Source organism: Priestia sp. JV24, from assembly GCF_025910025.1.
Classification (GTDB): domain Bacteria; phylum Bacillota; class Bacilli; order Bacillales; family Bacillaceae_H; genus Priestia; species Priestia megaterium.
On the sequence record NZ_JAPCIN010000010.1, the window covers coordinates 362327 to 387073 of the forward strand.

Annotated in this window: 22 protein-coding genes and 1 pseudogene; 19 read left to right on the top strand and 4 right to left on the bottom strand. The window is 37.7% G+C overall.

Translation table 11 applies throughout. The annotated features are described in order from the left end of the window. Positions 1 to 23 precede the first annotated feature (23 nt). The gene (locus tag OK414_RS04675; RefSeq protein WP_013055659.1) at positions 24 to 581 is read right to left on the bottom strand and encodes a shikimate kinase; all 558 of its coding nucleotides are present in this window, start codon (positions 579 to 581) and stop codon (positions 24 to 26) included. Between the two features lie 543 nt (positions 582 to 1124). Between OK414_RS04675 and OK414_RS04680 the strand changes: the two genes are divergently transcribed. The 3 genes from OK414_RS04680 to aroD all read left to right on the top strand — a co-directional run bounded on the left by OK414_RS04680 (position 1125) and on the right by aroD (position 5216). Continuing rightward, positions 1125 to 2555, top strand: coding sequence for an aldehyde dehydrogenase family protein (locus OK414_RS04680; RefSeq protein WP_034654013.1), 1431 nt, complete (start codon positions 1125 to 1127; stop codon positions 2553 to 2555). A gap of 51 nt (positions 2556 to 2606) precedes the next feature. Further along, on the top strand, positions 2607 to 4364 hold the full coding sequence (locus OK414_RS04685) for a thiamine pyrophosphate-binding protein (RefSeq protein ID WP_034654011.1): 1758 nt from the start codon (positions 2607 to 2609) through the stop codon (positions 4362 to 4364). A gap of 66 nt (positions 4365 to 4430) precedes the next feature. Then, complete coding sequence (gene aroD, locus OK414_RS04690; RefSeq protein WP_016763227.1) at positions 4431 to 5216, top strand: type I 3-dehydroquinate dehydratase; 786 nt, start codon at positions 4431 to 4433, stop codon at positions 5214 to 5216. A gap of 38 nt (positions 5217 to 5254) precedes the next feature. Here aroD and OK414_RS04695 read toward each other — a convergent pair whose 3' ends face one another. Continuing rightward, positions 5255 to 5431: a YvzF family protein gene (locus OK414_RS04695; protein ID WP_080743191.1), complete on the bottom strand. Its 177-nt coding sequence runs from the start codon at positions 5429 to 5431 to the stop codon at positions 5255 to 5257. A 200-nt stretch (positions 5432 to 5631) separates the two neighbouring features. Between OK414_RS04695 and treP the strand changes: the two genes are divergently transcribed. The 7 genes from treP to OK414_RS04730 all read left to right on the top strand — a co-directional run bounded on the left by treP (position 5632) and on the right by OK414_RS04730 (position 13631). Then, positions 5632 to 7095: a PTS system trehalose-specific EIIBC component gene (gene treP / locus OK414_RS04700; RefSeq protein WP_034654009.1), complete on the top strand. Its 1464-nt coding sequence runs from the start codon at positions 5632 to 5634 to the stop codon at positions 7093 to 7095. 15 nt (positions 7096 to 7110) lie between these two features. Continuing rightward, positions 7111 to 8796, top strand: coding sequence for an alpha,alpha-phosphotrehalase (gene treC / locus OK414_RS04705; RefSeq protein WP_013081971.1), 1686 nt, complete (start codon positions 7111 to 7113; stop codon positions 8794 to 8796). Between the two features lie 88 nt (positions 8797 to 8884). Beyond that, complete coding sequence (treR, locus tag OK414_RS04710; protein ID WP_013081972.1) at positions 8885 to 9601, top strand: trehalose operon repressor; 717 nt, start codon at positions 8885 to 8887, stop codon at positions 9599 to 9601. Between the two features lie 355 nt (positions 9602 to 9956). Further along, on the top strand, positions 9957 to 10679 hold the full coding sequence (gene pxpB / locus OK414_RS04715; protein ID WP_034654004.1) for a 5-oxoprolinase subunit PxpB: 723 nt from the start codon (positions 9957 to 9959) through the stop codon (positions 10677 to 10679). Beyond that, entirely contained in the window at positions 10669 to 11667 is a 999-nt protein-coding gene (locus OK414_RS04720) for a biotin-dependent carboxyltransferase family protein (RefSeq protein WP_034654002.1), read from the top strand. Before pxpB ends, OK414_RS04720 begins: the two co-directional genes overlap by 11 nt. 11 nt (positions 11668 to 11678) lie before the next feature. Further along, positions 11679 to 12434, top strand: a complete 756-nt coding sequence (locus OK414_RS04725; RefSeq protein WP_034654001.1) for a LamB/YcsF family protein — start codon at positions 11679 to 11681, stop codon at positions 12432 to 12434. A 9-nt stretch (positions 12435 to 12443) separates the two neighbouring features. Further along, positions 12444 to 13631, top strand: a complete 1188-nt coding sequence (locus OK414_RS04730; protein WP_034653999.1) for an NRAMP family divalent metal transporter — start codon at positions 12444 to 12446, stop codon at positions 13629 to 13631. 42 nt (positions 13632 to 13673) lie between these two features. Here OK414_RS04730 and trhA read toward each other — a convergent pair whose 3' ends face one another. Beyond that, positions 13674 to 14324, bottom strand: coding sequence for a PAQR family membrane homeostasis protein TrhA (gene trhA, locus OK414_RS04735; RefSeq protein WP_013055671.1), 651 nt, complete (start codon positions 14322 to 14324; stop codon positions 13674 to 13676). 382 nt (positions 14325 to 14706) lie between these two features. Between trhA and OK414_RS04740 the strand changes: the two genes are divergently transcribed. The 5 genes and pseudogenes from OK414_RS04740 to OK414_RS04760 all read left to right on the top strand — a co-directional run bounded on the left by OK414_RS04740 (position 14707) and on the right by OK414_RS04760 (position 18519). After that, the gene (locus tag OK414_RS04740; protein WP_016763237.1) at positions 14707 to 15345 is read left to right on the top strand and encodes a DUF1643 domain-containing protein; all 639 of its coding nucleotides are present in this window, start codon (positions 14707 to 14709) and stop codon (positions 15343 to 15345) included. Positions 15346 to 15446: 101 nt separating this feature from the next. Further along, the gene (locus tag OK414_RS04745) at positions 15447 to 15866 is read left to right on the top strand and encodes a hypothetical protein (RefSeq protein WP_016763238.1); all 420 of its coding nucleotides are present in this window, start codon (positions 15447 to 15449) and stop codon (positions 15864 to 15866) included. 464 nt (positions 15867 to 16330) lie between these two features. Further along, positions 16331 to 16984: a 5,6-dimethylbenzimidazole synthase gene (bluB, locus tag OK414_RS04750; protein WP_013055676.1), complete on the top strand. Its 654-nt coding sequence runs from the start codon at positions 16331 to 16333 to the stop codon at positions 16982 to 16984. Between the two features lie 168 nt (positions 16985 to 17152). After that, complete coding sequence (locus OK414_RS04755; protein WP_016763239.1) at positions 17153 to 18187, top strand: AI-2E family transporter; 1035 nt, start codon at positions 17153 to 17155, stop codon at positions 18185 to 18187. A 108-nt stretch (positions 18188 to 18295) separates the two neighbouring features. Then, positions 18296 to 18519: pseudogene (locus tag OK414_RS04760) on the top strand (hypothetical protein). On the opposite strand, the gene OK414_RS04765 reads toward OK414_RS04760, so the two are convergent. After that, on the bottom strand, positions 18470 to 19348 hold the full coding sequence (locus OK414_RS04765) for a LysR family transcriptional regulator (RefSeq protein ID WP_095380053.1): 879 nt from the start codon (positions 19346 to 19348) through the stop codon (positions 18470 to 18472). The pseudogene OK414_RS04760 and the gene OK414_RS04765 sit on opposite strands and share 50 nt — an antisense overlap. Positions 19349 to 19509: 161 nt before the next feature. Here OK414_RS04765 and OK414_RS04770 point away from each other — a divergent pair, with 161 nt between their 5' ends. From OK414_RS04770 to OK414_RS04785, 4 genes are all read left to right on the top strand, one after another. Further along, positions 19510 to 20490: a zinc-binding dehydrogenase gene (locus OK414_RS04770; protein WP_263045676.1), complete on the top strand. Its 981-nt coding sequence runs from the start codon at positions 19510 to 19512 to the stop codon at positions 20488 to 20490. Positions 20491 to 20726: 236 nt separating this feature from the next. Further along, a complete protein-coding gene (locus OK414_RS04775) occupies positions 20727 to 21305 on the top strand; it encodes a DedA family protein (protein ID WP_016763242.1) in 579 nt (192 codons plus the stop codon). A gap of 515 nt (positions 21306 to 21820) precedes the next feature. Further along, positions 21821 to 22717 carry a shikimate dehydrogenase gene (locus tag OK414_RS04780; RefSeq protein ID WP_263045675.1) on the top strand — a complete coding sequence of 299 codons (897 nt, stop codon included), beginning with the start codon at positions 21821 to 21823 and terminating at the stop codon, positions 22715 to 22717. A 635-nt stretch (positions 22718 to 23352) separates the two neighbouring features. After that, entirely contained in the window at positions 23353 to 24657 is a 1305-nt protein-coding gene (locus OK414_RS04785; RefSeq protein WP_013081988.1) for an MFS transporter, read from the top strand. Positions 24658 to 24747: the final 90 nt, after the last annotated feature.

Below are 24747 nucleotides of genomic sequence, written 5' to 3' on the forward strand. Positions count from 1 at the left end.
TGAACTGCTTCTTTTTTTGTGAATTATTTAGACGGTTCATAAATATCCCAAGCCATTTTCAAGGAATCAACAATATAATTTGCTACTTCTTCAATATCCAAATTGTCAGTTTCTACTTTGGAGTGGTGGTTGGAATAAATTGCTTGTCGTGTATAAAATAATTCTTCAATATCCTCTAGACTTCTTCCTTGTAAAACAGGGCGACTGTCAATAATGAGACTGATGCGCTCTTTCCATGAATCCCATGAAAGGTCTAAAAAGAATACAATACAATTTGATAAGCATATTTTTTGAATTTCTTCTTGAAGAAATGCGCCTCCGCCAACGGATATAATTTTTAAACGCTGCTGAGATAACTGGCTAATTACTTCTTTTTCTTTATTTCGGAAAAACTCTTCACCAAACTCTTTAAAGATTTGTGATGTAGGCATTTGAAACATTTTTTCGATTTCTTGGTCTATATCGACAAAATCTCTGTATAATTTCTTAGCGACTAGTTCGCCGATTGTTGTTTTACCTACGCCCATAAAGCCAATAAATACAATGCTTTTTTCTCTAAGAGACATCTCGCTGTAAGTCATTTTTCAAAGCCTCTTTCTGTTTTTAACAATAAAAAACTTATTATTTTGTATTTTAGTTATTAGAATTATAATACAAATTTTACTGTTTGTAAAAACAGTGAAAGGTATATTATGTCCTAAGAAGCAAGTATCAGCTCACGTTTATAAAATTCTTGTTAGTCAACAGATGGTGATACGCTGTAACCAAAACAAATAAGTAATAGTTAAGCTCGAGCATAGTCATAAATCTTTGTCATATTGACAGTGCTGCTATCTTACATGCTCCTACAGTGTATGTAAGAAAAAAAAGGAAGTGAATGTGAAACTACGTAAACGAGTATAAGCAAACTGGACTCAGGATCAATAAATATTTTTAGAAAATTCTTTAATTTCCTATTGCTAGATTAAAATTTCTGTTGTAGGATTATGATAACGTTTACAAATTGAGTTATTACTTTAAATCAATAGGATTTATAGAAAACTGCATCAAAATTTAGATCGATCTAACATAAAATTAGATCGATCTAAAAAGGGTCAGGTCAATTGTTAAAAGGAGAGATCACAATGAGCTTTAGACGAGCAAGACCTTATGTAAATAAAGAATGGCTTGAAGGTAATCGATCAGCAGTAAGTATTAAAAGTCCGTATTCGCAGAAAGTAATTGGTGAGCAAATTATAGCAACGCCAGAAGATGTTGAACGAGCGCTATCAGCTGCCTATGAAGCTAAAAAAACAATTGCGAGTCTGTCTTCATATGAAAGGGCCAAAATTTTAAAAGAAGCAGCACGGCTTTTGGAAAAGCAAAAAGAAAAGTTTGCTTCTCTCATCTCAAATGAGTTAGGAAAACCCCTGAAGAATACGTTGGATGAAGTATCTCGATCTGTAGAAACATTAGAGCAATCTGCGGAAGAAGCAAAAAGGCTTATCGGTGAAACGATACCAGGAGATGCTTCCGAACGAGGGGGAAAAGCGATAGCTTCCACATTCCGTGTGCCTGTCGGGGTTGTTGCTGCTATTACTCCTTTTAATGCACCTTTGAATTTAGTATGCCACAAAATTGGACCAGCTTTTGCTGCTGGCAACAGTGTTATTTTAAAACCAGCTCCGCAAACAGCCCTAGTTGCTTCAGAATTTATAGCTCTATTATTAGAAGCTGGAATGCCTGAATGCGCTATTAATATGGTTTTAGGGGGAGTAGAAACAGGACAGCAAATCGTAAAAGATGACCGTGTAAATATAATTTCTTTTACCGGTGGAACAGTGGCAAGCAGAAATATATGTGAACTGGCTGGAATGAAAAAAGTGCTTCTAGAATTAGGAGGAAATGCTTCAACGATTGTTCATGAAGATGCCGACATTAAGAAAGCTGCTGAAATGTGTGGGAGAACAGGGTTTAGCAACTCCGGTCAAAGCTGTATTTCAGTTCAGCGTATTTATGTACATGACTCAGTTGTTTCTGAATTTACAGAGCTTCTGAACAATGAGGTAACGTCTTTAAAAGTTGGTGATCCTCTGCTGCCGCAGACGGATGTTGGATGTTTAGTAGATGAAAAAGCAGCAAACCGAGTTTTGGCTTGGATTGAAGAAGCAGTCGCTCTAGGTGCAAAGCTGATATGCGGTGGTAAAAAGACAGGGGCTTCTATAGAACCTACTGTTCTATTAAATCCTCCTAAACAAAGCAAAGTGGTGTGTCAAGAAGTGTTTGGGCCTGTGGTGAGCATCATTCCTTATCAAGATATTGAAGAAGCTATTCGGGAAACAAATGATTCATCATTCGGTTTGCAAGCAGGGCTGTTTACAAATCAAATGGATTTAGCTTACCGTGTTGCTGAATCTTTAGAAGTAGGAGGAGTTGTGATTAATGGGACCTCTAATTTTCGGCTCGACCATTGGCCGTACGGCGGGATAAAAGACAGCGGCGTTGGTAGAGAAGGACCTCGATTTGCGATTGAAGATATGACAGAAACAAAAATGATTGTCCTGCAGCTATCGTAGCTGAGTTTATTACCTAAAAAAATAAATAGTGAATTTAAAGGGGGATATAGAATGGAAAAATTAATATCACATCAATTAGTAAATTATCTTGAGGAACGAGGCATTGAGCATATTTTTGGTTTGTGTGGTCATACAAACATAGCGGTACTAACAGCCTTAGAAGAAAGCAAAATTAAATTTATCAACGTTCGACACGAACAAATTGCAGCGCATGCAGCTGATGGCTATGCACGTGTGACGAAAAAAGCAGCAGTAGTATTAAGTCACTTAGGTCCTGGCTTAACAAATGCTGCTACAGGTGTAGCCAATGCAGCGTTAGACTCAATTCCAATGGTGGTCATCGCTGGTGATGTTCCTACTCATTATTATGGAAAGCATCCGCATCAAGAGGTAAATTTACATGCTGATGCTTCCCAATATGAAATTTATCGTCCATTCGTTAAGCGTGCATGGAGAGTTGACCGGCCAGATTTATTTCCAGAAATATTAGAGAAAGCATTTTTACTAGCGGAAAGTGGAAATCCTGGCCCTGTATTAGTATCTGTACCTATGGATATCTTTTCAAAAAAGATCGATGTTGCTTTATTTGATCGATTGCATCGCCAAACGAAATCTTTGCAAAAACCTTCTATTGATGATGAAACGGCAAAGAGTATTGTACAAAAATTAATTAATGCTAAAAATCCAGTGTTATATGTAGGCGGAGGCATCCTATTAGCAGATGCAGCAAATGAATTAAAAGAGCTTGTGGACCACTTGAACATTCCGGTAGCCCACTCCTTAATGGGCAAAGGAGCACTTCCAGATGATCATGACTTGACTCTAGGGATGACTGGTTTTTGGGGCACGAAGTTTATCAATGAAAAGTGTCGGACTGCTGATTATATTTTAGCATTAGGAACACGATTTGCAGAAGCAGATTCTAGCTCCTGGGAGCCGGAATATACGTTTGATTTTTCAAAAACAAAATTGCTTCATATTGATATTGATCCTAGCGAGATAGGGCGTAATTACCCTGCCGAAATCGGTGCAGTGGCTGATTTAAAACAAGCCCTTAAAGTCTTAAATCGCGTAGCTAAACAGCTTATTCCGGAAGGAGTAAAAAATGAAGCATTAATCAAAGAGATTGCTTCTTATCGTGAAGAGTTTAAAGCTAGCAATGAAGAATATATTCACGACAATTCATTCCCAATGCAGCCGCAGCGAATTTTAAATGAAGTCCGCGAAGTTCTGCCGAAAGATGCCTATATTACTACTGATGTAGGCTGGAATAAGAATGGGGTAGGACAGCAGTTTCCAATCTATGAAGCTGGAAGTATATTAACTCCAGGAGGTTTTGCCACAATGGGATTTGGAGCGCCGGCAGCTTTAGGAGCAAAGGTAGCTCAGCCTGATAAAGTAGTTGTTTCTCTAGTAGGAGACGGGGGATTCGGCCAAAATCCAGCTGTGCTTGCTACGGCAGCCGAAGAGAATATCCCTGTGGTGTGGATCATTATGAACAACTTTGCGTTTGGTACGATCGCGGGACTGCAAAAAGCACATTTTGGAACTACTCTAGGCACGGTATTTGAAAAAGATGGAGAGGTATATTCTCCTGACTTTGCAAGTATCGCTAAAGCTTATGGAGTAGAAGGTATAAAAATTCAGTCAGCCGAAGAGTTTAAACCGGCACTTCAAAGAGCTGTTGCTTCTAATAGACCAGTTGTAATTGATGTGGCAATGTTAAACAATCCTGTACCAACGTCAGGACATTGGAACATCATGGATATTTACTCACCGGATAAGAAAGTACACCATGTATCTGTTTAACAAGTATGGAACAAATGCTGAAATGAAAACGGAAACATTTAACTTTGATAAAAAGGAGCTGTTCCTATGCTAGAACGAGGAGAAGGAGCTCATTCTCCCGCTATTTGTACGCCTTTAGTGGGCAAAGATCGCAAAGAGCTTTTAACAGAGCTAGCGGAAATTCTATTAAAAAAACCGGATATAATTGAATGGCGCTTAGATTTTTACGAAGAAATTCAAGATATAAACAGCGTCCTTTCTGCAGCTAAGGATATATATGAAAATAGTGAGCGCACACCTATTTTGCTTACTGTACGTTCTCAAAAAGAAGGGGGGCAGCCTATTTCCTTATCAGAAAAGGAAGTAGTAGCCATACTTGCAGAGGTATGTAAGCATCCATATGTAGCAATTATTGATTTTGAAGTATCAAATCAGCCAGAGCATATCCGCTATTTACGTGAAGTTTCCAAGGAAAATAATAAGAAACTTGTGCTTTCTTATCATAATTTTTCTTTTACGCCTCCTAAAGCGGAAATTTTTAAAAGCTTATTTCTAGCTGAATTTTACGGAGCAGATGCAGCGAAAGCGGCTGTCATGCCTCAGAACAATCAAGATGTTTTAACTTTATTGGAAGCTACAAGAGAGGCTGAAAAAGAGCTCACCATTCCTCTCATTACCATGTCGATGGGAGGGTTAGGAGCTATTAGCCGGATCGTCGGGTGGATGTACGGATCTTCTGTTACTTTCGCTGTAGGGAAAAGCAGCTCAGCTCCTGGGCAAGTTCCAATTGATGAATTACGAAAAATAATTCAGTTAACAAAAAAAGTTACGGGTCCTGAGAGCCATTATTCTCATCAAATTGTTTCGATATAAAATAAAAAGCACAAGAGCATAGCATGCTCTTGTGCTTTTTATTTATCCTTTAAATGCATGGAAAGATACACCCGAGTATCTTTTTTGTGCTCGTACTTTGGATTAGCGCTTCGCGTATATTCTTTTGACTGATGTTCTATATGGTAGTTCTGTTCAAACTGTTTGATCGCTTCATTAATTTCTTCTTGTTTTCCCATTAATCTTACTTGCAGCATTGCAACGTCTCCTTCCATATACTTTGCTTTTTGACTATATCATGAAATGAAAAAGAAGTAATTTTATTTTTTGTTGACGAACTTGTATATACAGGTTAGAATAAAAACATAAAACTTGTATATACAGGTTTGTGCTGAGATTTATATAGGGGATAGGAAATACAGGAGTAAAATGAAAACGGAAACAAGGGGGAAAAGACATGAATCGAGAATCTGTTGAACGCATTGTAGAAGCCGTTGGCGGAAAAGAAAATATCTCTGCTGCAACGCATTGTGTAACGCGTCTTCGACTTGTTTTAAAAGATGAAGATAAAGTCAATCAACGTATGCTAGATGAGCACGAATTAGTAAAAGGATCTTTTTCTACAAACGGCCAGTTTCAAGTTGTTATTGGTCAAGGCACGGTTGATAAAGTATATAAAGAAATGGTGACGCTTACAGGTATAGGTGAACTATCTAAAGAAGAAGTGAAAAACGAAGCGGCTAAAAACTTAAATCCGCTGCAGCGCGCAATAAAAACATTAGCTGACATCTTTATTCCCATTTTACCGGCCATCGTAACCGCGGGTTTATTGATGGGAATCAATAATGTACTAACAGGAGCCGGAATTTTTTACGATGATAAATCAATCGTAGATGTTCATACACAGTGGAAAGACTTCGCGAGCATGATTAATTTAATTGCCAATACGGCATTTGCCTTTTTGCCAGCTCTTATTGGGTGGTCAGCTGTTACGCGTTTTGGAGGAAGCCCTTTATTTGGAATTGTCCTTGGGCTCATGCTTGTACACCCTGATTTGCTAAATGCCTGGTCTTATGGAGAAGCATTAAAAAAAGGAAGTATCGATACGTGGAATTTATTTGGTCTGCACGTTGAGAAAGTTGGCTATCAAGGGCAGGTTTTACCTGTGTTAGCTGCTTCGTTTGTGTTAGCAAAAATCGAATTGTTTTTACGAAAACGAATACCGGATGGTTTTCAGCTTTTAATTGTAGCGCCTGTAGCTCTTTTAGTAACAGGGTTTCTCGCTTTTATTGTGATTGGTCCGATTACATTTGCAATAGGAAATGTTATTACAGGTGCAGTTGTATGGCTGTTTAAAACGGCTCCATTTATTGGAGGGCTTGTATACGGAGGCTTATATGCTCCCCTTGTTATTACGGGCATGCACCATACATTTTTAGCGGTAGATTTACAGCTGATTGGAAGCGTAGGAAGTACGTTCTTATGGCCAATGGTAGCGTTATCTAATATTGCACAAGGCTCTGCGGCTTTTGCGATAATGATTCTTTCAAAAAATGATGAGAAATTAAAAGGACTGTCTTTAACGTCAGGAATTTCAGCGTGGCTTGGCATTACGGAGCCTGCAATGTTTGGTGTGAATTTACGCTTTAGATTTGCTTTTATTTCTGCAGTGATTGGTTCAGCTATTGCAGGTGTCGTCATATCCGTGGCGGGAGTGAAAGCAGCATCGGTGGGAATTGGTGGTATCCCTGCTCCGTTATCAATTGTTCCGCAGAGCTGGCCAGCTTTTATTATTGGAATGATAATCGTAATTGTGGTGCCGTTTCTTTTAACGTTAACGCTTGGAAAGCTTCAGAAAAAATCAACCGTTACATCAACTGTCGCGGCTACAGAATCGTTTCAACATAATCCAAAGAATTAAATGGTGGTGTTAAAAATGCAAGAACCTTGGTGGAAAAAATCGGTTGTCTATCAAATTTACCCTAAAAGCTTTTATGATACGACTGGCAACGGCGTGGGTGATATAGCTGGAATTATTGAAAAGCTAGATTATTTGAAAAAGCTTGGCGTAGACGTTGTGTGGCTAACGCCAATTTATAAATCGCCGCAGCGGGACAATGGATATGATATAAGTGATTATTTTGTTATTCAAGAAGAATACGGAACAATGGAGGACTTCGATCGTTTAATAACAGAAGCGCATAAGCGGGATCTTAAAATCATCATGGATATTGTCGTTAATCATACGTCAACTGAACATGAATGGTTTCAAGAAGCTAAAAAATCGAAAGATAACCCGTACAGAGATTTTTATATTTGGAAAGATCAAAAAGAAGATGGAAGTGCTCCGACGAATTGGGTTTCAAAATTTGGAGGTTCGGCGTGGGAGCATGATAAGCTGACAGAACAATCCTATCTGCATTTGTTTGATGTCACGCAAGCGGATTTGAACTGGGAAAATGAGCGTGTGCGCCGCAGCGTGTACGATATGATGACGTTTTGGTTTGAAAAAGGAGTAGATGGATTCCGTCTCGACGTTATTAACTTAATTTCAAAAGATCAGCGCTTTTTAGATGATGATGGTTCTATCGCCCCAGGAGATGGACGGAAATTTTATACCGACGGTCCTCGCGTTCACGAATATATGCGAGAAATGAATCAAGAAGTTTTTTCAAAATACGATAGCATGACCGTTGGGGAAATGTCGTCGACAACTGTTGACCACTGTATTCAATATTCTCATCCGGACCGGGGCGAGCTTAGCATGACGTTTAATTTTCATCATTTGAAAGTCGATTACCCAAACGGAGAAAAGTGGGCGCTAGCAGATTTTGATTTTATTAAATTAAAAGAGATTCTATCAACTTGGCAAAGGGAGATGAATAAAGGAGGGGGATGGAATGCACTATTTTGGTGCAACCATGATCAGCCTCGCGTTGTTTCCCGCTATGGAAACGATGAACTCTATCATAATAAATCTGCCAAAATGCTCGCTGCAGCCATTCATCTGATGCAGGGAACACCTTATATTTATCAAGGGGAAGAAATCGGTATGACAAACCCGAAGTTTTCCTCTATTGATGAATATAGAGATGTGGAGTCATTAAATGTGTATGAGATAAAACGTGCACAAGGAATGAACGAAAATGAAATTTTGGAGATTTTAAAACATAAATCAAGAGATAATTCCCGTACACCGGTACAATGGAGCGATGAGCCAAATGCAGGTTTTACAAAAGGAAAGCCATGGATTAATCCGGCCGATAACTACCGTGAAATTAATGTGGAAAAAGCGTTAGATGATGAAGATTCAATTTTTTATTTTTATCAAAAGCTTATTGCACTGCGCAAGCAGTATGAGATTATTACCTATGGAAACTATGAATTGATTCTTGGAGAAGACGAGCAGATTTTTGCTTATATCCGAAATGGAGCAGGTGAAAAGCTGTTGGTGATAAATAATTTCTACGGCAGCGAAACAGCCTTTGAACTGCCAGAAGATATAACTTTTGAAGGATATCATAGTGAAATATTGCTGTCTAACTACAAAGATTCATCAAAGGAATTCAAGCAAGTCTTACTTCGGCCGTATGAATCAATCGTGTATCATTTAAAAAAATAGAGAAAAAAGTAAAAAGAACGATGGGTGACAATCTATCGTTCTTTTTATACAATTGGGTATATATAGAAAGTAAAATAGGTGATGGCAATTGAAAGAAAATAAATTTATCAGTATTTACGAACAGTTAGTCGATAAAATTAAACGTGGTGACTGGCGTCCTAATATGAAACTTCCTTCTGAAAATGAGCTTGTTGAACAGTATCAAACGTCTCGTGAAACGATACGGAAAGCGTTAAATTTACTTTCACAAAATGGGTACATTCAAAAAATGAAAGGAAAAGGCTCATTTGTATTGGACGTATCACGCTTTGATTTTCCAGTATCAGGACTTGTTAGCTTCAAGGAAATGGCGGAAAAGCTAGGACATACATCGATTACTATTGTAAAAGAATTTGAATTAGTTAAGGCCGATCAAGATTTGTGCACACAGCTTGGGGCGACGAAAAAAGATCTTATATGGAAAGTGGTTCGAGCGCGGGAAATCGATGGGGAGAAAATTATTTTAGATAAAGATTTTTTTCATAAAAAGTATGTTCCTCACCTCACAAAAGACATATGTAAAGGCTCTATTTATGAATACTTAGAAAAAGATCTTGGGCTAAAAATAAGCTTTGCCAAAAAAGAAATTTCCGTTGACGAGCTGACGGACGAAGATAAGTGTTACTTAGATTTAAAAGACTATGAACATATTGTGGTAGTAAGAAACTATGTGTATTTAGAAGATGCAAGCCTTTTTCAATATACGGAATCACGTCATCGTCTTGATAAGTTTCGTTTTGTAGATTTTGCTCGCAGGGGTATATAATGTTTTACTGCCCATGAGTTTTTCCTTTTTGTATATGTTTACAAAAAACTGCTTTGGTATAAAAAACAAAGCAGTTTTTTTATGGAGAAAATTGAAAAAACGTGATCCTTTTGACGATAAAACTTTAAAAAGGTTGAATTTTTCTTTGGAGTTTGTTTTAGTAGAACATAAGATTATTTTATATTTGTATAATGTTATCCATACAAGATAGAGATTTATTGTTCTTTTTTTTATTAGATATATAAGAAAATGTTATTTAAAAACAACAATTACATTAGTAATTCTAATGAATGTATCTAACTACAGCATTAAAGGGAGCTGCTCAAACAATACTAAGTAAAAAGGAGGAGACGGAATGAGTCACGATTATCGACTTTATCCTCTTGGTGACAGCGGCATTGTCGTTTCATTTGGAGACGAAATTAATTTCGGCATACATAAACGTATTCAGCAATTTACTGAGGTGCTAGAGCAATCATTATGTAAGGGAATGATTGAATATGTGCCGGCTTTTACAACAGTTACAATCTATTATGATCCTTGGATAATGAGTGAAAAAGGAAGAAGAAATCCTTACACAGCAATATCTATATATATTGAAGAACTGCTTTTCCGCCAGGAAGAAAAATCTGAAGCAGTCGCTAGACAAATTGAAATTCCGGTGTGTTACGGAGGAAAGTACGGACCGGACTTAGAGAGAGTAGCTGCTTTTCATTCATTAACGCCTGATGAAGTTATCTCCATTCATACAAATGGAGAATATTTGGTGTATATGCTAGGCTTTGCTCCTGGTTTTCCTTACTTGGGAGGGATGAGCGAAGAAATTGCGACTCCAAGAAAAGAATCACCGAGAAACAGCATCCCAAAAGGGTCAGTTGGCATCGCAGGAATGCAAACCGGCGTGTACCCAATCGAGACACCTGGAGGATGGCAGTTAATCGGGCGTACTCCTCTTACACTATTTAACCCAAAAAATGATTCGCCAAGCTTGCTTCAAGCAGGTGATCGTATCCGATTTGTTTCCATTTCTGAAACGGAATATGAAGCCCAAAAGGAGGTGGATGAAGATGAGTATTAAAGTGATACGTCCCGGTTTATTAACAACGATTCAAGATATCGGCAGACATGGATATCAAAAGGACGGCATGATTGTCAGCGGGGCAATGGATAAAGTTGCTTTAAGGATTGCCAACTTATTAGTAGGAAATCAAGAAAATCAGCCGGTTATTGAAATTACGTTAATGGGACCAAAAATTGAATTTCAGCAAGATGCTTTGATTGCCCTGACGGGAGGGGATTTATCGCCAACTGTTAATGATGAAGCCGTAAAGATGTGGCGACCTTTATATGTCAAAAAAGGGAGCGTGCTGCAGTTTGGTGTTCCGATTTTAGGATGCCGTTCTTATTTATCGGTTTCCGGTGCTTTTAATGTTCCTGCAGTTATGGGAAGTACATCTACTTCACTCCGCGCTCGGATAGGCGGGCTGCATGGTAAAGCATTACAGTCAGGGGACGAAGTATTAAGCCACCCTCCTACAGAAACAGGGGAAGCAATTATAAAGAAACTGGTGAAAAAGCAAACGGACCGCTCTTTTCAGCAGGCTTTTTGGACGATTCATCCTAAACTTCTTCCTTCATACGAGACGCCTATTATCCGCACGATGAAAGGTGCAGAATTTGATTGGTTTACAAAAGAAAGTCAACAACATTTCTTTAATCAAGAATTTGACGTTACCCCTCAATCTGACCGTATGGGCTATAGGCTAAAAGGGAAGAAATTAGTTCTTGGTCAAGAAAAAGAGCTGCTCTCTAGCGCTGTGACGTTCGGTACGATTCAAGTACCAAAAGAAGGGCAGCCCATTGTTTTATTAGCAGATCATCAAACCACAGGAGGATACCCTAGAATCGGACAGGTAGCAACTGCAGATTTTTCAGCGCTGGCGCAAATTTCTCCAGGGAAAAAGGTTTCTTTTCAAGCAATTTCACTGGATGAAGCGCAGTATTTATACATGGAGCAGGAAAAGAAAATAAATCATATTAAAAGAGCACTTCGAATGAAAATATAAGGAGGAAGAAGATGGCTACCGTTGATTTGAACTGTGACTTAGGGGAGAGCTTTGGGAACTATAGATTAGGAAATGATAAAGAAATTTTACGCTATGTAACGTCTGCAAACATTGCTTGTGGTTTTCATGCCGGAGATCCTTCGGTTATGAGAGAAACAGTAAAGCTGGCTTTGAGTGAAAATGTGGCGATTGGCGCGCACCCCGGATTGCAAGATTTAGCTGGATTTGGACGTAGATATATGAAAATTACGCCTCGAGAAGCTTATGATTTGATGGTATATCAAATGGGGGCTCTTTCAGCTTTTATACGTGCAGAAGGAGGGGCCCTTCATCATGTGAAACCTCATGGCGCTTTATATAATATGGCTGCAGGAGATCGAGACATAGCTAAAGCTATTGCTGAAGCCGTTTATAATGTTAGTGAGGAAGCTATTTTATATGGTTTGGCTGGAAGTGAATTGATTAAAGCCGGAAACGAAATAGGCTTGCGTATGTCTCAGGAAGTATTTGCAGATCGAACCTATCAACAGAACGGTATGCTGACGCCGAGAAACGTTGAAAACGCCGTGATTCAAGATGAAGAAGCGGCTATTTCTCAAGTAATTAAAATGGTCAAAGAAAAGAAAGTGTTTACTGTGCAAAATGAAGAGATTCCCATTCAAGCAGATACCGTTTGTATTCATGGAGACGGTGCACATGCTGTTGAATTTGCCAAAGCTATTTGTGACAAGCTAAAAGAAGAACAAATTATTATTCAACCACAATGAGGTGACATCATGAAAAAAGAACGCAACTGGAGCGTGCTGCTCGGAGCAGCATTTTTAATGGCTACTTCAGCAGTGGGGCCAGGTTTTTTAACTCAAACAACGGTCTTTACACAAGCTCTCGCCGCAAGTTTTGGTTTTGTCATTTTACTGTCGATTTTATTAGACATTGGCGTTCAGCTAAACGTATGGCGTATTATTGCCGTTTCAGAAAAAAGAGCACAGGATATCGCTAACAATGTTTTGCCAGGCCTCGGCTTATTTATTGCTATTTTAATTGTAATCGGGGGCTTAGCATTTAATATTGGAAATGTAGGAGGAGCGGGTCTTGGCTTCAATGCACTATTTGGCATTTCTCCTAAAGCGGGTGCAGTCATTACAGCCATCATTTCTATCGCAATTTTTTTAGTCAAAGAAGCCGGAAAATTAATGGATCGATTTGCTCAATTAATGGGTGGAATATTAATTGTTTTAATGGTGTATGTTGCAGTTTCTTCCGCTCCGCCATTAGGAGAAGCAGTATCTAAAACATTTTGGCCGGATCACATTGACGTAATGGCGATTGTTACTCTTGTAGGAGGAACGGTAGGAGGATATATTACATTTGCAGGAGGTCACCGTTTATTAGATGCAGGAATCAAAGGAAAAGCCGCGATTCCTGAAGTAACAAGAGGAGCAGTATCCGGTATTACGATTGCTTCGATCATTCGAATTTTTCTATTTTTAGCCACACTAGGTGTGTTGAGTCAAGGACTAAAGCTGAATCCTGATAATCCACCTGCCTCTGTTTTTCAGTTAGCCGCAGGGGATATTGGCTATAAATTATTCGGTGTTGTCATGGCAGCGGCGGCTATCACTTCAGTTATTGGTTCGGCATATACATCGGTTTCCTTTATTAAATCCTTCAGTAAAAGGATTGAGAAATATGAAAACTGGATTATCATTGCATTTATTACGATTTCAACCCTGGTTTTCTTAACGATTGGCCAGCCGGTCACGCTGCTTATTTTAGCTGGAGCATTAAATGGGCTAATCTTACCTATTACACTTGGAACGATGCTTATAGCGGCGTATAAAAAGAAGATAGTAGGCGATTACAAGCATCCAACTTGGCTTGCCGTTTTTGGCGGTTTTGTGGTCGTTATTATGGCTGTGCTAGGAGTCTATACGCTTGTGACTCAAATGGCAAAACTGTGGTAAGGAATTCTATAACCAATTAAAAAAGGGCCAGAAGGCCCTTTTTTAATTGGTTATAGGCAATACATATAAAATGATTGCTAAAAAGTGGAGTACGGTTCCGCCAAGAACAAACATATGCCAAATCATATGATGAAAACGAAATCCTCGCCATACGTAAAAAACAGCCCCGATTGTATACAACACGCCTCCAACTACGAGAAGGACAATTCCTTGATGGGCAATGTTTTGAGTTAACGAATCCCAAGCAAACACAATCATCCATCCCATAAATACGTAAAGAATGGTGGAAATAAAAAGGAATTTCTTTACAAAAAAAGCTTTGAATACAATTCCTGCAAGAGCGATGCCCCATACAATTCCAAAAAGTGTCCAGCCGGTGGTTCCTTTTACTGCGATAAATAAAAATGGAGTGTACGTACCGGCAATAAACAAATAAATAGAAGAGTGGTCAAATATCTCAAAAAGATCTTTTACCTTACCTTCCGGAAAGCTATGGACAAGCGTAGAGGAGACATAGAGAAGCAGCATGGTTACTCCGTAAATAGTAAAACTGATAACATGCCAAGGCGTTCCTTCTAACGAAGAAAGTACGATTAAAAGCGTTAATCCGACAATGCTGAGTACGGCTCCAACGCCGTGTGTAATCGCATTTGCAATTTCTTCTCCTCTTGTAAATGTGTGTGTAGTAGCCATTTACAAAATCCTTTCTTTACACAAAATTATCTTCTATTTTCTCAGAGGATCAGTTTTGAACGTACCTGCTGAGAAAAAATCCGTAACTGTCAAAAACATGAGTGAAAAGGTCATTGGTTATTTCTTTATTATAGACCATTCTTTTGATTTTATCTATTTTGACTGGAGGTCCGAAAAGAGGAAAGATGTATATGTGAATGTTCACTAGCTGTAAAAAGCATGTATAGAAGAAAAAATTGCTTTTTAAAAAAATGGAAGAAAAGTTGTCATGAAGGCATGATTTTGAAATACATATAAAATAAAACTTTTAACAGTCAAGGTTACGATTACTGCTTAGCTCATTTGCAATAGATAAGTAACAAGATTGTAAGAAGGCAGGGGGATGGAAGCAGTGAAAAAAGAAGTTATTTTTGATGAAACTGGCACATACAAATACTCTCTATTATGCAAATGGAGTGAAGTAAACGAACGTAAACTTACGTTTATCTTGTCATTTCCAGAAAATACGTATGAATACAGCGACGATACAGCTGTATCCAAATGCATAGAACTGGCGCAAAAGTGGGGATTTGGAGTCTTAGAAATCGTTTATTTATTCAGCTATCAAACCGACCATGTTTCGTTTTTACGCATGCTTTCAAAAGAAGAAGCTGTTGGAACAAGAACAGGTGAATATATTCAAAAAGCAGTGGAGGATGCTGAACTGGTTGTGGTAGCTTGGGGTGATCATGGAAGCATTTATAACCGGCAAGAGGAAGTAGAACGCTTTTTGAAACACAAGCCGGTATACTGTTTTGGAAAAACGAAGCAGCAATTTCCTCGCCATATTTTATCCGTCGTGCATCGTACAGAATTACAAAAATACGAAATGCCGGCTAATCGTGAAGAGTCGGAAGAAGTTTCTTCGTTTATTGAAGACATAGATCAAAGTTTTGGTGGAGAGGATTATTCGCCAATTAAACAACTAACAGAAGAAGAACCGCTTATGTTTATTGAAGATATTGCCAGTATGTATCGGTAAAAAGAAGAAGCGAGGTTTATATTCCTCGCTTTTTCGTTAGTATAAAACACCAAGTTTTGTCATATGGTTGTATCAAGAAGCGTGTGTGAAGGGGGAACTTTATGAAGTTAAATGAAGTATTGCACCGCATCACAACTATTTATAATGAGTTAGAAGAAGAGTGCTTTCAATATATAGGGACTGTGATCAACGAAAATGCAGAGCTGGATATTTCTCGTCTTGAAGAACTAAGTACGCTGTTAAACTTCGTATATGAATGCTCGCAGGATGTATTAGTAGGTTCTATTTTAACAAAATTGGATTATGGACAACCCATTTATCAATTTGCTATGTTAAAGCCTATTTCCCTTGAAGGAAATGAAGATAAGTTAGATATTTTATATGAAGAAAAGGTAAAAGTAGAAAGAGCTATTCTAGATGTGTATACAGCTCAGCGAAAGAAGTTATTGACTCAAGCAGCTGAAGACTTAAAAGAACTGCACTACGAGCTGCAGACCTATGTGTATGCTTGCAACATATAAGTGAATCTGTTGAAATGGCATGGCATATATACAAATAAAAGGGAACATGTTAGGATAAATAAAAAGAACTCCTAATCAAAGAGTTCTTTTTATTATGAAATATATGATTTTGAACTAGTAAAGCATAAAGACGGTGGTAATGGCAGTTACCCTTTTCTTTGTGCTTTTTTTATCCGATTGTGTTGATGATACTGCTTACTGCGTTAAAAAAGTTCATAAGTACCTCGTTTAGCATGTAATATGCCTCCTCTCTTACTAAATATGTACAATCAAATTATCCAATTGTGTTAATGATGCTGCTTACCGCGTTAAATAAGTTCATTAAAACGTCGTTGAACATGTTTGCAACCTCCTTTATGATAGATTCATATAGTAATACGAGAAAACATAAAGTTTGGATCACATTTTTTAAATGTTTTTTTAGAAAAATAGTTAAAAAGAGAATTTAATGGAGGTTAAAGAAGATGAATTCGTTTACAAACGACGAAAAGCAAGCGGTATACAAAGCGATTTATGGAAGAAGAGATGTACGAACATTTTTGTCTGATGAGATTCCGAATGAAACGGTCTATAACATTCTACAGGCTGCTCACAGCGGACCTTCCGTCGGGTTTATGCAGCCTTGGAATTTTATATTAGTATCTGATACAGAAGTGAAAAATAAACTTGCCTGGGCAGCAGATAAAGAGAGAAGGGCACTGGCTATTCATTATGAAGGTGAAAAGAAAGAAGATTTTTTAGAGCTCAAGATTCAAGGATTAAAAGAGGCGCCATTAACTATTTGCGTAACGTGTGATCCAACAAGAGGGGGCTCTCATGTTCTCGGAAGAAACTCAATTCCAGAAACCGATATGATGTCAACTGCGTGTGCGATTCAAAATATGTGGCTTGCTTCATATGCAGAAGGACTGGCAATGGGTTGGGTAAGTTTTTATAAGAAAAATGATGTACGTGACATTTTACATATTCCTCCTCATATTGATCCTGTAGCGCTCATGTCAATTGGCTATACAGATAAATACCCTGAGAAACCAATCTTAGAACAAGCTAACTGGGAAAAAAGAAGGGATTTAGACAAGCTAATTTATCATAATGTATGGGAAAATGAAAAAGAATAGCGGAGAGAAAATAAAGACATAATAAAAAGCGCCGAAATATAGTAAAATTTGAATATTAAATGATACACTATATATAGCGAAAGCGGATATGAGCGTCTAGCGTATCCGTTTTATTTATATGTATACAAATGACTTGGGAAAAAGAGAGATAGGAGAATTGAAGGTTTCATGAATATTGCAAGAAGTTGGCTTCACAACAAACTTACTATTCGCATCATTACGCTTATTATCATTACAGTTTTACTTGTCAGCATTAGAAGTATGCTTCAGCTGCTGTTATTTACGTTTATTTTTACCTTTTTAATTGGTCGTTTTCAACAAACGTTAAGAAGAAAGCTTCCGCTTAATTCAACGCTTATACTCATCGTCATCTATATCGCACTGATTGGGGCCCTCGGTATTGTAGGATATGTATACATCCCGGTTATTATGACGCAAGTTACCGAGCTTGTACAGAAGCTGATGTATTTTTACAAGCACCCCCCTGATAATACATTCGTCACCTATATTATCGATAATCTAAAGAGATTCAAATCACCGGAGAATATTCAGCAGAATATTGATTTAGTATACAGCTATTTATCTAATATTGGAAAAGTAAGTGCACAAGTTTTCTTAGCACTCTTGTTAAGCCTATTCTTTTTACTTGAAAAGTCGCGGATTCACCGATTATTTGTCCAATTGGAACAATCTAGGCTGGGCTGGTTTTTCAAAGAAGCGGGCTATTTGGGGAGAAAATTTGTTAATTCCTTCGGCAAGGTAATAGAAGTTCAGTTTATTATCGCTTTTGTGAACAGCATTTTATCCGTTATTGCGCTGTGGGTGTTAGGGTTTCCTAATTTGCTTGCACTTGGCGTTATGGTCTTTCTACTAGGGCTAGTGCCGGTTCTTGGGGTATTTGTTTCACTCATTCCACTTTGTACAATCGCTTACAGTTTAGGAGGCGGTGTAAAAGTACTATCTGTGTTAATTATGGTGGTAGTACTTCACGCACTTGAAAGCTATGTATTAAATCCAAAGCTCATGTCATCTAAAACAAACTTGCCAACGTTCATTACGTTTATCATTTTAGTGTTTGGTGAACACTTCTTAGGCGTATGGGGGCTGATTCTTGGTATTCCTATTTTTATTTTCTTTTTAGATTTAGTAGGAGTAGATTCAGCACAGCAACTGTCAAAAAAAGAAGAGGCTGGGACAAAATGATTTTAGACGAGGTGAAAAACGAGCCATTAATCAACATGTTTGACTAGTGGTTCGTTTTTTTTTGTTATAGTGAATGTAGGTTTCATCTGTTTTCGTTTCTTCTAGCAGTTGATTGGAGGGCAAGGTGAAGACTCCTACGGGAAAAGCGGAACAGGTGAGACCCCGCAGGAGCGTAAGCGGCCGCACGCGGAAAGCGAAGCCTTGCATGGAAATCAACTGCGGTGTCACAAGCGGTTCAGCTCATGTATCCTGTTTGTTCGTCTTTAGAATGGATTCATGTCATTATTTCTCAACCTCTTCTTTTTTTAACGAGCGTATCGTTTTTTGAATGACTGGATGATCTCGATGCTTAAGTTTATAAGCAAGAAAGATCTGATTTTTTACCGCTAAATGTTCAAGTTCAATTTTCACCTTTTTTTCTCGGAGCGCTTCTTGAATCAAATAGCGGGGAAGCAGGCTGATTCCCATGTGGTGCTGAATGGCTTTTAACACCGTTTGAAGATTTGGAATTACATGATGAGGCTGAATTTCAGGTCGTTTTTTAAAATGCTGCCGCCAAAATCTCCTGATAATAGGAAGTTCAAGACCATAGCTAATCCACCGCTGATTATATAAAAAATCTTCTACGTCTTTACTAGCTGTCATTTCAAAAGAAGGAGGGACGGTTAAGACAAACTCTTCTTCTTCAATGACCGTATATTCAATTCCAGGTATTTGCAATCTTTGGGTTGTAATCGCAATATCAATTTCGTCGCTTTGTATCTTTTCAAGCAAAACAGAAGCAATACCAAACTGGCTGTAGCAGCGGATACCTGCATCTTTTATTCTTTCTAAAGCTTGTTCGGTAAAATACTCTACGGGAGAACCAATTTTTACGACCGGCAGCGCGTCGGGAGATGAAGCGGTCATTTTTAGTTCAATTGAAGCAGCTTCTAGGCTTTCAATTAACGGGACAATACGCGTGTACAGTTCTTTACCTTTTTCTGTTGGAATCATCTTTCTCGGTGCACGGATAAATAAACCTTCGCCTATTTCAGCTTCTAAAGCAGCTAAGTGCTGACTCATGGCCGGCTGCGTTAAGATCCTCGCTCTGGCTGCTTCAGAAACAGATCGATATTTGTAAATGCTAATAAAGCTGCGATACCATTCAAAATCAATCATTTATGTCATCCTTTCTTATAAATTTATTTATGGATATCTATTTATTTTCTAATTTGTATTATAGACAAGCTCTCTTTAAAATAAAAATAGTAAGCAAATCATTTTTAGATAGAATAATTAAAGCAACGCTAGGCAAATGATTTAAAAAGGAGAGTTAGACTGTGAAAGCATTATTATTGCAAGATAAAAATAAATGGACAGAAATGAAAGTAGAAGAAATAGAAAAACCTCTTCCAAATAAAGGGGAAGTAGTAGTTGAAGTTCACGCAGTGGGACTTAATCCCGTAGATTATAAAACGGCTACTAACGGAAACCCTCATTGGACATATCCTCACATTCTAGGTTTAGATGTAGCTGGGACAATTGATGAAGTTGGAGAAGGAGTAGTTGACTGGAAAAAAGGAGACCACGTTGTCTATCACGGGGACTTTATGAAAAAAGGCGGATATGCTGAATATGCGGTTACGACTGCTCATTCAATTTCGCGCATTCCTGATGCTGTTACATTTGAAGAAGCTGCTGCTTTGCCTACTGCAGGTTACACAGCTTATGAAGCACTATTTCGTAAACTTCCAATGAACCATATTCAAACCATCTTAATTCATGGAGGAGCTGGAGGCGTAGGAGGCTTTGGCGTACAGCTTGCTAAAAACGCTGGAAAAACCGTTTTCTCAACAGCTTCATTACATAATCATGAGTATGTGAAGTCGTTAGGAGCTGATTATGTAATTGATTATCGCGAGGAAAACGTCGTGGAAAAAGTATTGGAGCTGACAAATGGCCGCGGCTTAGATGCTGTGCTTGATACGGTGAGCGCAAAGAACGCAACGGATTCTTTAGATATGATTGCCTATAGAGGACATTTAGCACATATTGCTGGTGCACCTGATTATACAAAAGTAAAGCCTTTTACAAAGGTGATTTCTTATCATGAAGTAGCTTTAAATGCTGCACATCACATTGATGACATGATTGCGCAAGCGGATTTAGCAAAAATGGGTGATGAGCTTTTAGCATTAGTAGCAGAGAAGAAAGTAGCTCCGATGATTGAGCGCATCATCTCGTTAAAAGAAGTGCCAAGTGCATTAGAAGAGCTATCAAACCGCCATGTGAAAGGGAAAATTATTGCTAAAGTTAAATAATAGTAGGACAGAAAAGACTCTTTTATTACAACTAATAAAAGAGTCTTTTTTCTGCTATTTTCTTTTTTTGCGTTACTTCACTTATAAACTGCATATGATAGAAGATAATCAAATATAGCAAACGGGTGCGTATGAGCTTTTTTTACTAGTAAAATTGCTTTGAAATCGTGAAATTTTGAATAGTTTGAGTTATGATGAAAGAACGTGAAATTTGTATGATTGAAAGGAGAAAAAAGGTGCAAGGGTTTATTGATTTTGTACAAAATTTAGGCATAGTGGGCATCTTTATTGCTACAGCAATCGAAGCTGCGGCAATTCCTTTTCCGTGTACGTTATCGATTTTGCTTATTGGCTCGGTGCTGCAGCTCTCAATATGGAAAATCCTTATTGTTTCAGCTGTCAATACCGTTATTTATATCGCATTCAACTATATTCCGTTCGTTATGGGATACAGGTTTGAATCTATTACCAAGCGCTGGTTTGGTGAAAAAAATATAAAGCGTGCCCAAAAATGGTTTCATAAATATGGAAAATGGAGTATTACGATTTCTCGTCCCATCAGTATCGCAAACTATATAACCTATTTGGCAGGTCTTAGTAAAATCAAATCTAGGGACTTTGTTTTATACAGCACCTTAGGCATTTTTCCGTGGTTTGTTTTTTTGCTCTATGTAGGAGGACTTGGAGATATTGAAAAAATCCAAAAATATTTGCATGATGTTGATCGTTTAATATTTGTTATTCTTATAATCGGAGTGATAGTTGGTGCAGGCTGGTGGATGAAAAAGAGAAGAGAAAGCCACGCTCAAGAATAAAGCTATAATTATGGTTATAGCTTTATTTTAATATAAAGAAATTCTTTAAATAAAAAGATTTTTCTGAAAAGTAACAAAAAAACATTTTTCCTTTTAAAAAAATGTGATACTATGATACATAAGGTCGCTAAGAGTTGTCTTGGTTCACCGGGTGTTTACTGCATTCATTTAATAAAAGAAGCCAGGTATAGGTGAAAGCTTTGTTTCTAGTAATGTTGAGAAATGCTGCCTTGGGAAGGGAGGTAAAACGTACAGTACGTGTCAAACTTATGTTATTAAAGTCGTAAATTTGTAAGCGGTTTCTTTATTTTTACATGTGAGTAGAGCAGCTTTGGTTTTGAATGCAGCTTGTTACGGATTTGTTGAATAGTCAGTATATCTTAAAATTAGATCGATCTAATTACCTGTATTATATGAATTCGAAATGTGTTTGATTGTAAATGAAGATAAGCTGAAAAAGTACAGGTTAGGTACCACAAATATTTCTGAATTTTAATAAAACAGGAGGTAAAATCATGAAAAGCGTAGGGCGTATTAATGGTAAAACTCAGCTCATCGGCCTTTTAGCAACTCCAATTGGACATTCATTGTCACCATCTATGCATAATATGGCCTTTAAAAAACTGGGATTAAATTATGCTTATTTAGCTTTTGAGGTAGGAAATGACTCGTTAGAAGAGGCAATTAAAGGGCTGAGAGCGTTAAATGTTAAAGGTTTTAATGTATCCATGCCCAATAAGACAAAAATTCTCCCGTTTCTTGATGAATTAGCAGACAGCGCCAAATTTTCAGGAGCTGTCAATACCGTCGTAAATGATAATGGCGTACTAGTTGGGCATAGCACAGACGGCATGGGTTACATTCGAAATTTAAAAGAGCACGGCGTGGATATCACAGGAAAAAAAATGACGTTGATCGGTTCGGGTGGAGCAGCGACGCCTATTGCTATTCAAGCAGCTTTAGAAGGGCTTGAAGAATTAACAATTTTTGCTCGTCATGATGAATTTTATTCAAAAGCTGTAGAAAACGTAAAAATTATTAATGAAGAGATGAAACATGTTTCATGTAAAGCGAAGCTGTATTCTCTTGAAGATACAGACAGGTTAAGAGAAGAAATTAAAACGAGCGATATTTTGACAAATGGAACAGGAGTGGGAATGAAACCGTTAGAAGAATTCAGCATTATTGAAGATATATCAATGCTGCGTCCGGATTTAATTGTAACCGATGTCGTGTATATGCCTATGAGATCAAAACTGTTAGAACAAGCTGAATCAATTGGATGTCACACCATTAATGGAATAGGAATGATGATCTGGCAAGGGGCCATGGCGTTTGAATTGTGGACAGGAAAAGAGATGCCTGTGGAGTATATTAAGGAACAAATGTTTGAACCAAGCTTACAGTATTAAAAACGCGTATCTTCAAATCTTACTAGAATTGTACGAATGAAGTGTCTGTATTTTCTGTTTTTTTAACGCGATAAGAGAAATATTTGTAAAATTAATACAGTTATTTTTGGATTTATTATATTAAAAAGTGTTTATTTTAATTTTCTAAAAATTAAAAATATATATTGCGCAGGCAAATGTAATTCAGTATACTAAAGCTCAAGTTTGAATTGATTTTATATTAGGCTGTGTCAAAATACGACGCTTCGCGAAAAAAGGCAGGTGTTACAATGAGAAATTAAAAAAGCAGACGTTGATCATCATGTTCGGATATTTGAGTAGATCATAAAATATAAGCACCGTTCCGCAATATGTGAAGAGATTTCCGCTGGAATTAGAACGATCTAATAAAAATTTATTAGATCGTTCTAATTAGAACTTTCTATTAATCTTTTTAGTTTCACTAATAAAATGTTTTTACGAAAGGATAAAAGAATAAGTAAATAGCTAGAGGATTAGGTTTTCAGCATTGCCATCTTTCAAATTGAGTTCAGACAGACTTTATGTAAGCAAGTAATTATAAATGGGATCTGAGCAAAGAGATATTTTACAAAAATGAAAGCGCATACTTAAAATCTTATGAGTGAGGGAAAAGAATGAAAAAACATCGTTGGTCGATTGTATTCTTGATTGCGGTTGGTGTAGTTGTAAACTATTTTGATCGAATTAATATGTCCATTGCTATGCCATTGTTACAAAAAGAATTTAACTTGACAGCAGGTCAGATGGGGATTTTCCTATCAGCATTTGCATGGTCTTACGCTTTACTTCAACTTCCTATAGGGCCTTTGCTAGATAAAATAGGCGTAAAATGGGTAACGCGTGTAGCGACCGTGATATGGACAGTAGCTTGTCTTTTAACTGCAGTAGCAAATGGATGGGGGTTAATTATTTTATCTCGAGTGCTGTTAGGAGTTGGAGAAGCACCGTTCTTTCCATCTGCTGCTAAAGCAGTTAGCCATTGGGTTCCGCGTCAGGAACGCGGAAAAGCTATCGCAGCTTATGATTCTCAATCCAAACTTTCCAACGCCATCGGAGCGCCTATATTAGCACTAATTGTAACAGAGTGGGGCTGGCGAGGCGGTTTCTTAGCAACTGCTATTCTTAGTTTCATATATGCTATTGTTTATTGGATCTGGTATCGTGAACCTCATGAAGATGAGCGTTTGACGAAAGAAGAATATGACTACATTGTTCAAGGCGGTTCTCAAAGTTCAGAAGAAGTTAAAGGCAGTGCAATGGAGAACATTCGATATTTGCTAACTAAAAGAAAAGTCTGGGCAGTATTCATTGGATTTGCGGCATACGGCTATTCATGGTTTTTGTTCTTGACTTGGCTTCCTGGATATTTAGCAACAGAAATGAACATGTCTATTTTAAAATCAGGCTGGTACTCGGCCATACCGTGGATTGTAGGTACCATTACTGAAATAGTAATCGGGGGTTGGCTTGTTGATCGTCTTATTAACAAAGGGTATAACCGGACGCGTGTCAGCAAGTTTTTTCTAGTAATAGGTATGGTATTTGGTTTGTCAATTATTGGGGCAGCGTTTACTCACAGTGCGAACGTAGCTGTATTTTGGATTTCAACAGCACTTGGAGGTCTTGTTGTCACATCTGCTGTTGCCTACAGCATTCCTACATTTATTGCACCAAAAGGAACGGTAGGAACATTAACGGGACTTTTAACATTTGGGAATAACTCGATGGCTATTGTTGCACCTATTACGACTGGGTTTATTGTTCAAGCCACGGGTTCATTTATGTATGCTTTCCTTTTAGCAGCTGCTTTTTTAGTGATTGGAATTTTAAGCTATACGTTCCTATTAACAGATTTAGACCCGATTGAAAGCAAAGAGTCTATTCTATTAGAAGAAAAAGAGTTAACTTTAGAAAAATAAATCATCTTAATATTTCGACTAATGATATTCATTTTTAACATATCAAAGGAAATCTACTAATTAATTATCTTAATTAAGCATACAAACAGT

Bases quoted from the DNA above. Each gene is read 5' to 3' on its own strand.
- OK414_RS04785 (WP_013081988.1), top strand. From the start codon at position 23,353: ATGAAAAAACATCGTTGGTCGATTGTATTCTTGATTGCGGTTGGTGTA.
- bluB (WP_013055676.1), top strand. From the start codon at position 16,331: ATGAATTCGTTTACAAACGACGAAAAGCAAGCGGTATACAAAGCGATT.
- OK414_RS04745 (WP_016763238.1), top strand. From the start codon at position 15,447: ATGAAGTTAAATGAAGTATTGCACCGCATCACAACTATTTATAATGAG.
- treC (WP_013081971.1), top strand. From the start codon at position 7,111: ATGCAAGAACCTTGGTGGAAAAAATCGGTTGTCTATCAAATTTACCCT.
- OK414_RS04675 (WP_013055659.1), bottom strand. From the start codon at position 581: ATGACTTACAGCGAGATGTCTCTTAGAGAAAAAAGCATTGTATTTATT.
- pxpB (WP_034654004.1), top strand. From the start codon at position 9,957: ATGAGTCACGATTATCGACTTTATCCTCTTGGTGACAGCGGCATTGTC.
- OK414_RS04730 (WP_034653999.1), top strand. From the start codon at position 12,444: ATGAAAAAAGAACGCAACTGGAGCGTGCTGCTCGGAGCAGCATTTTTA.
- OK414_RS04680 (WP_034654013.1), top strand. From the start codon at position 1,125: ATGAGCTTTAGACGAGCAAGACCTTATGTAAATAAAGAATGGCTTGAA.
- aroD (WP_016763227.1), top strand. From the start codon at position 4,431: ATGCTAGAACGAGGAGAAGGAGCTCATTCTCCCGCTATTTGTACGCCT.
- OK414_RS04695 (WP_080743191.1), bottom strand. From the start codon at position 5,431: ATGCTGCAAGTAAGATTAATGGGAAAACAAGAAGAAATTAATGAAGCG.
- OK414_RS04685 (WP_034654011.1), top strand. From the start codon at position 2,607: ATGGAAAAATTAATATCACATCAATTAGTAAATTATCTTGAGGAACGA.
- OK414_RS04780 (WP_263045675.1), top strand. From the start codon at position 21,821: ATGAAAAGCGTAGGGCGTATTAATGGTAAAACTCAGCTCATCGGCCTT.
- treP (WP_034654009.1), top strand. From the start codon at position 5,632: ATGAATCGAGAATCTGTTGAACGCATTGTAGAAGCCGTTGGCGGAAAA.
- OK414_RS04725 (WP_034654001.1), top strand. From the start codon at position 11,679: ATGGCTACCGTTGATTTGAACTGTGACTTAGGGGAGAGCTTTGGGAAC.
- OK414_RS04720 (WP_034654002.1), top strand. From the start codon at position 10,669: ATGAGTATTAAAGTGATACGTCCCGGTTTATTAACAACGATTCAAGAT.
- OK414_RS04740 (WP_016763237.1), top strand. From the start codon at position 14,707: ATGGAAGCAGTGAAAAAAGAAGTTATTTTTGATGAAACTGGCACATAC.
- OK414_RS04765 (WP_095380053.1), bottom strand. From the start codon at position 19,348: ATGATTGATTTTGAATGGTATCGCAGCTTTATTAGCATTTACAAATAT.
- trhA (WP_013055671.1), bottom strand. From the start codon at position 14,324: ATGGCTACTACACACACATTTACAAGAGGAGAAGAAATTGCAAATGCG.
- OK414_RS04755 (WP_016763239.1), top strand. From the start codon at position 17,153: ATGAATATTGCAAGAAGTTGGCTTCACAACAAACTTACTATTCGCATC.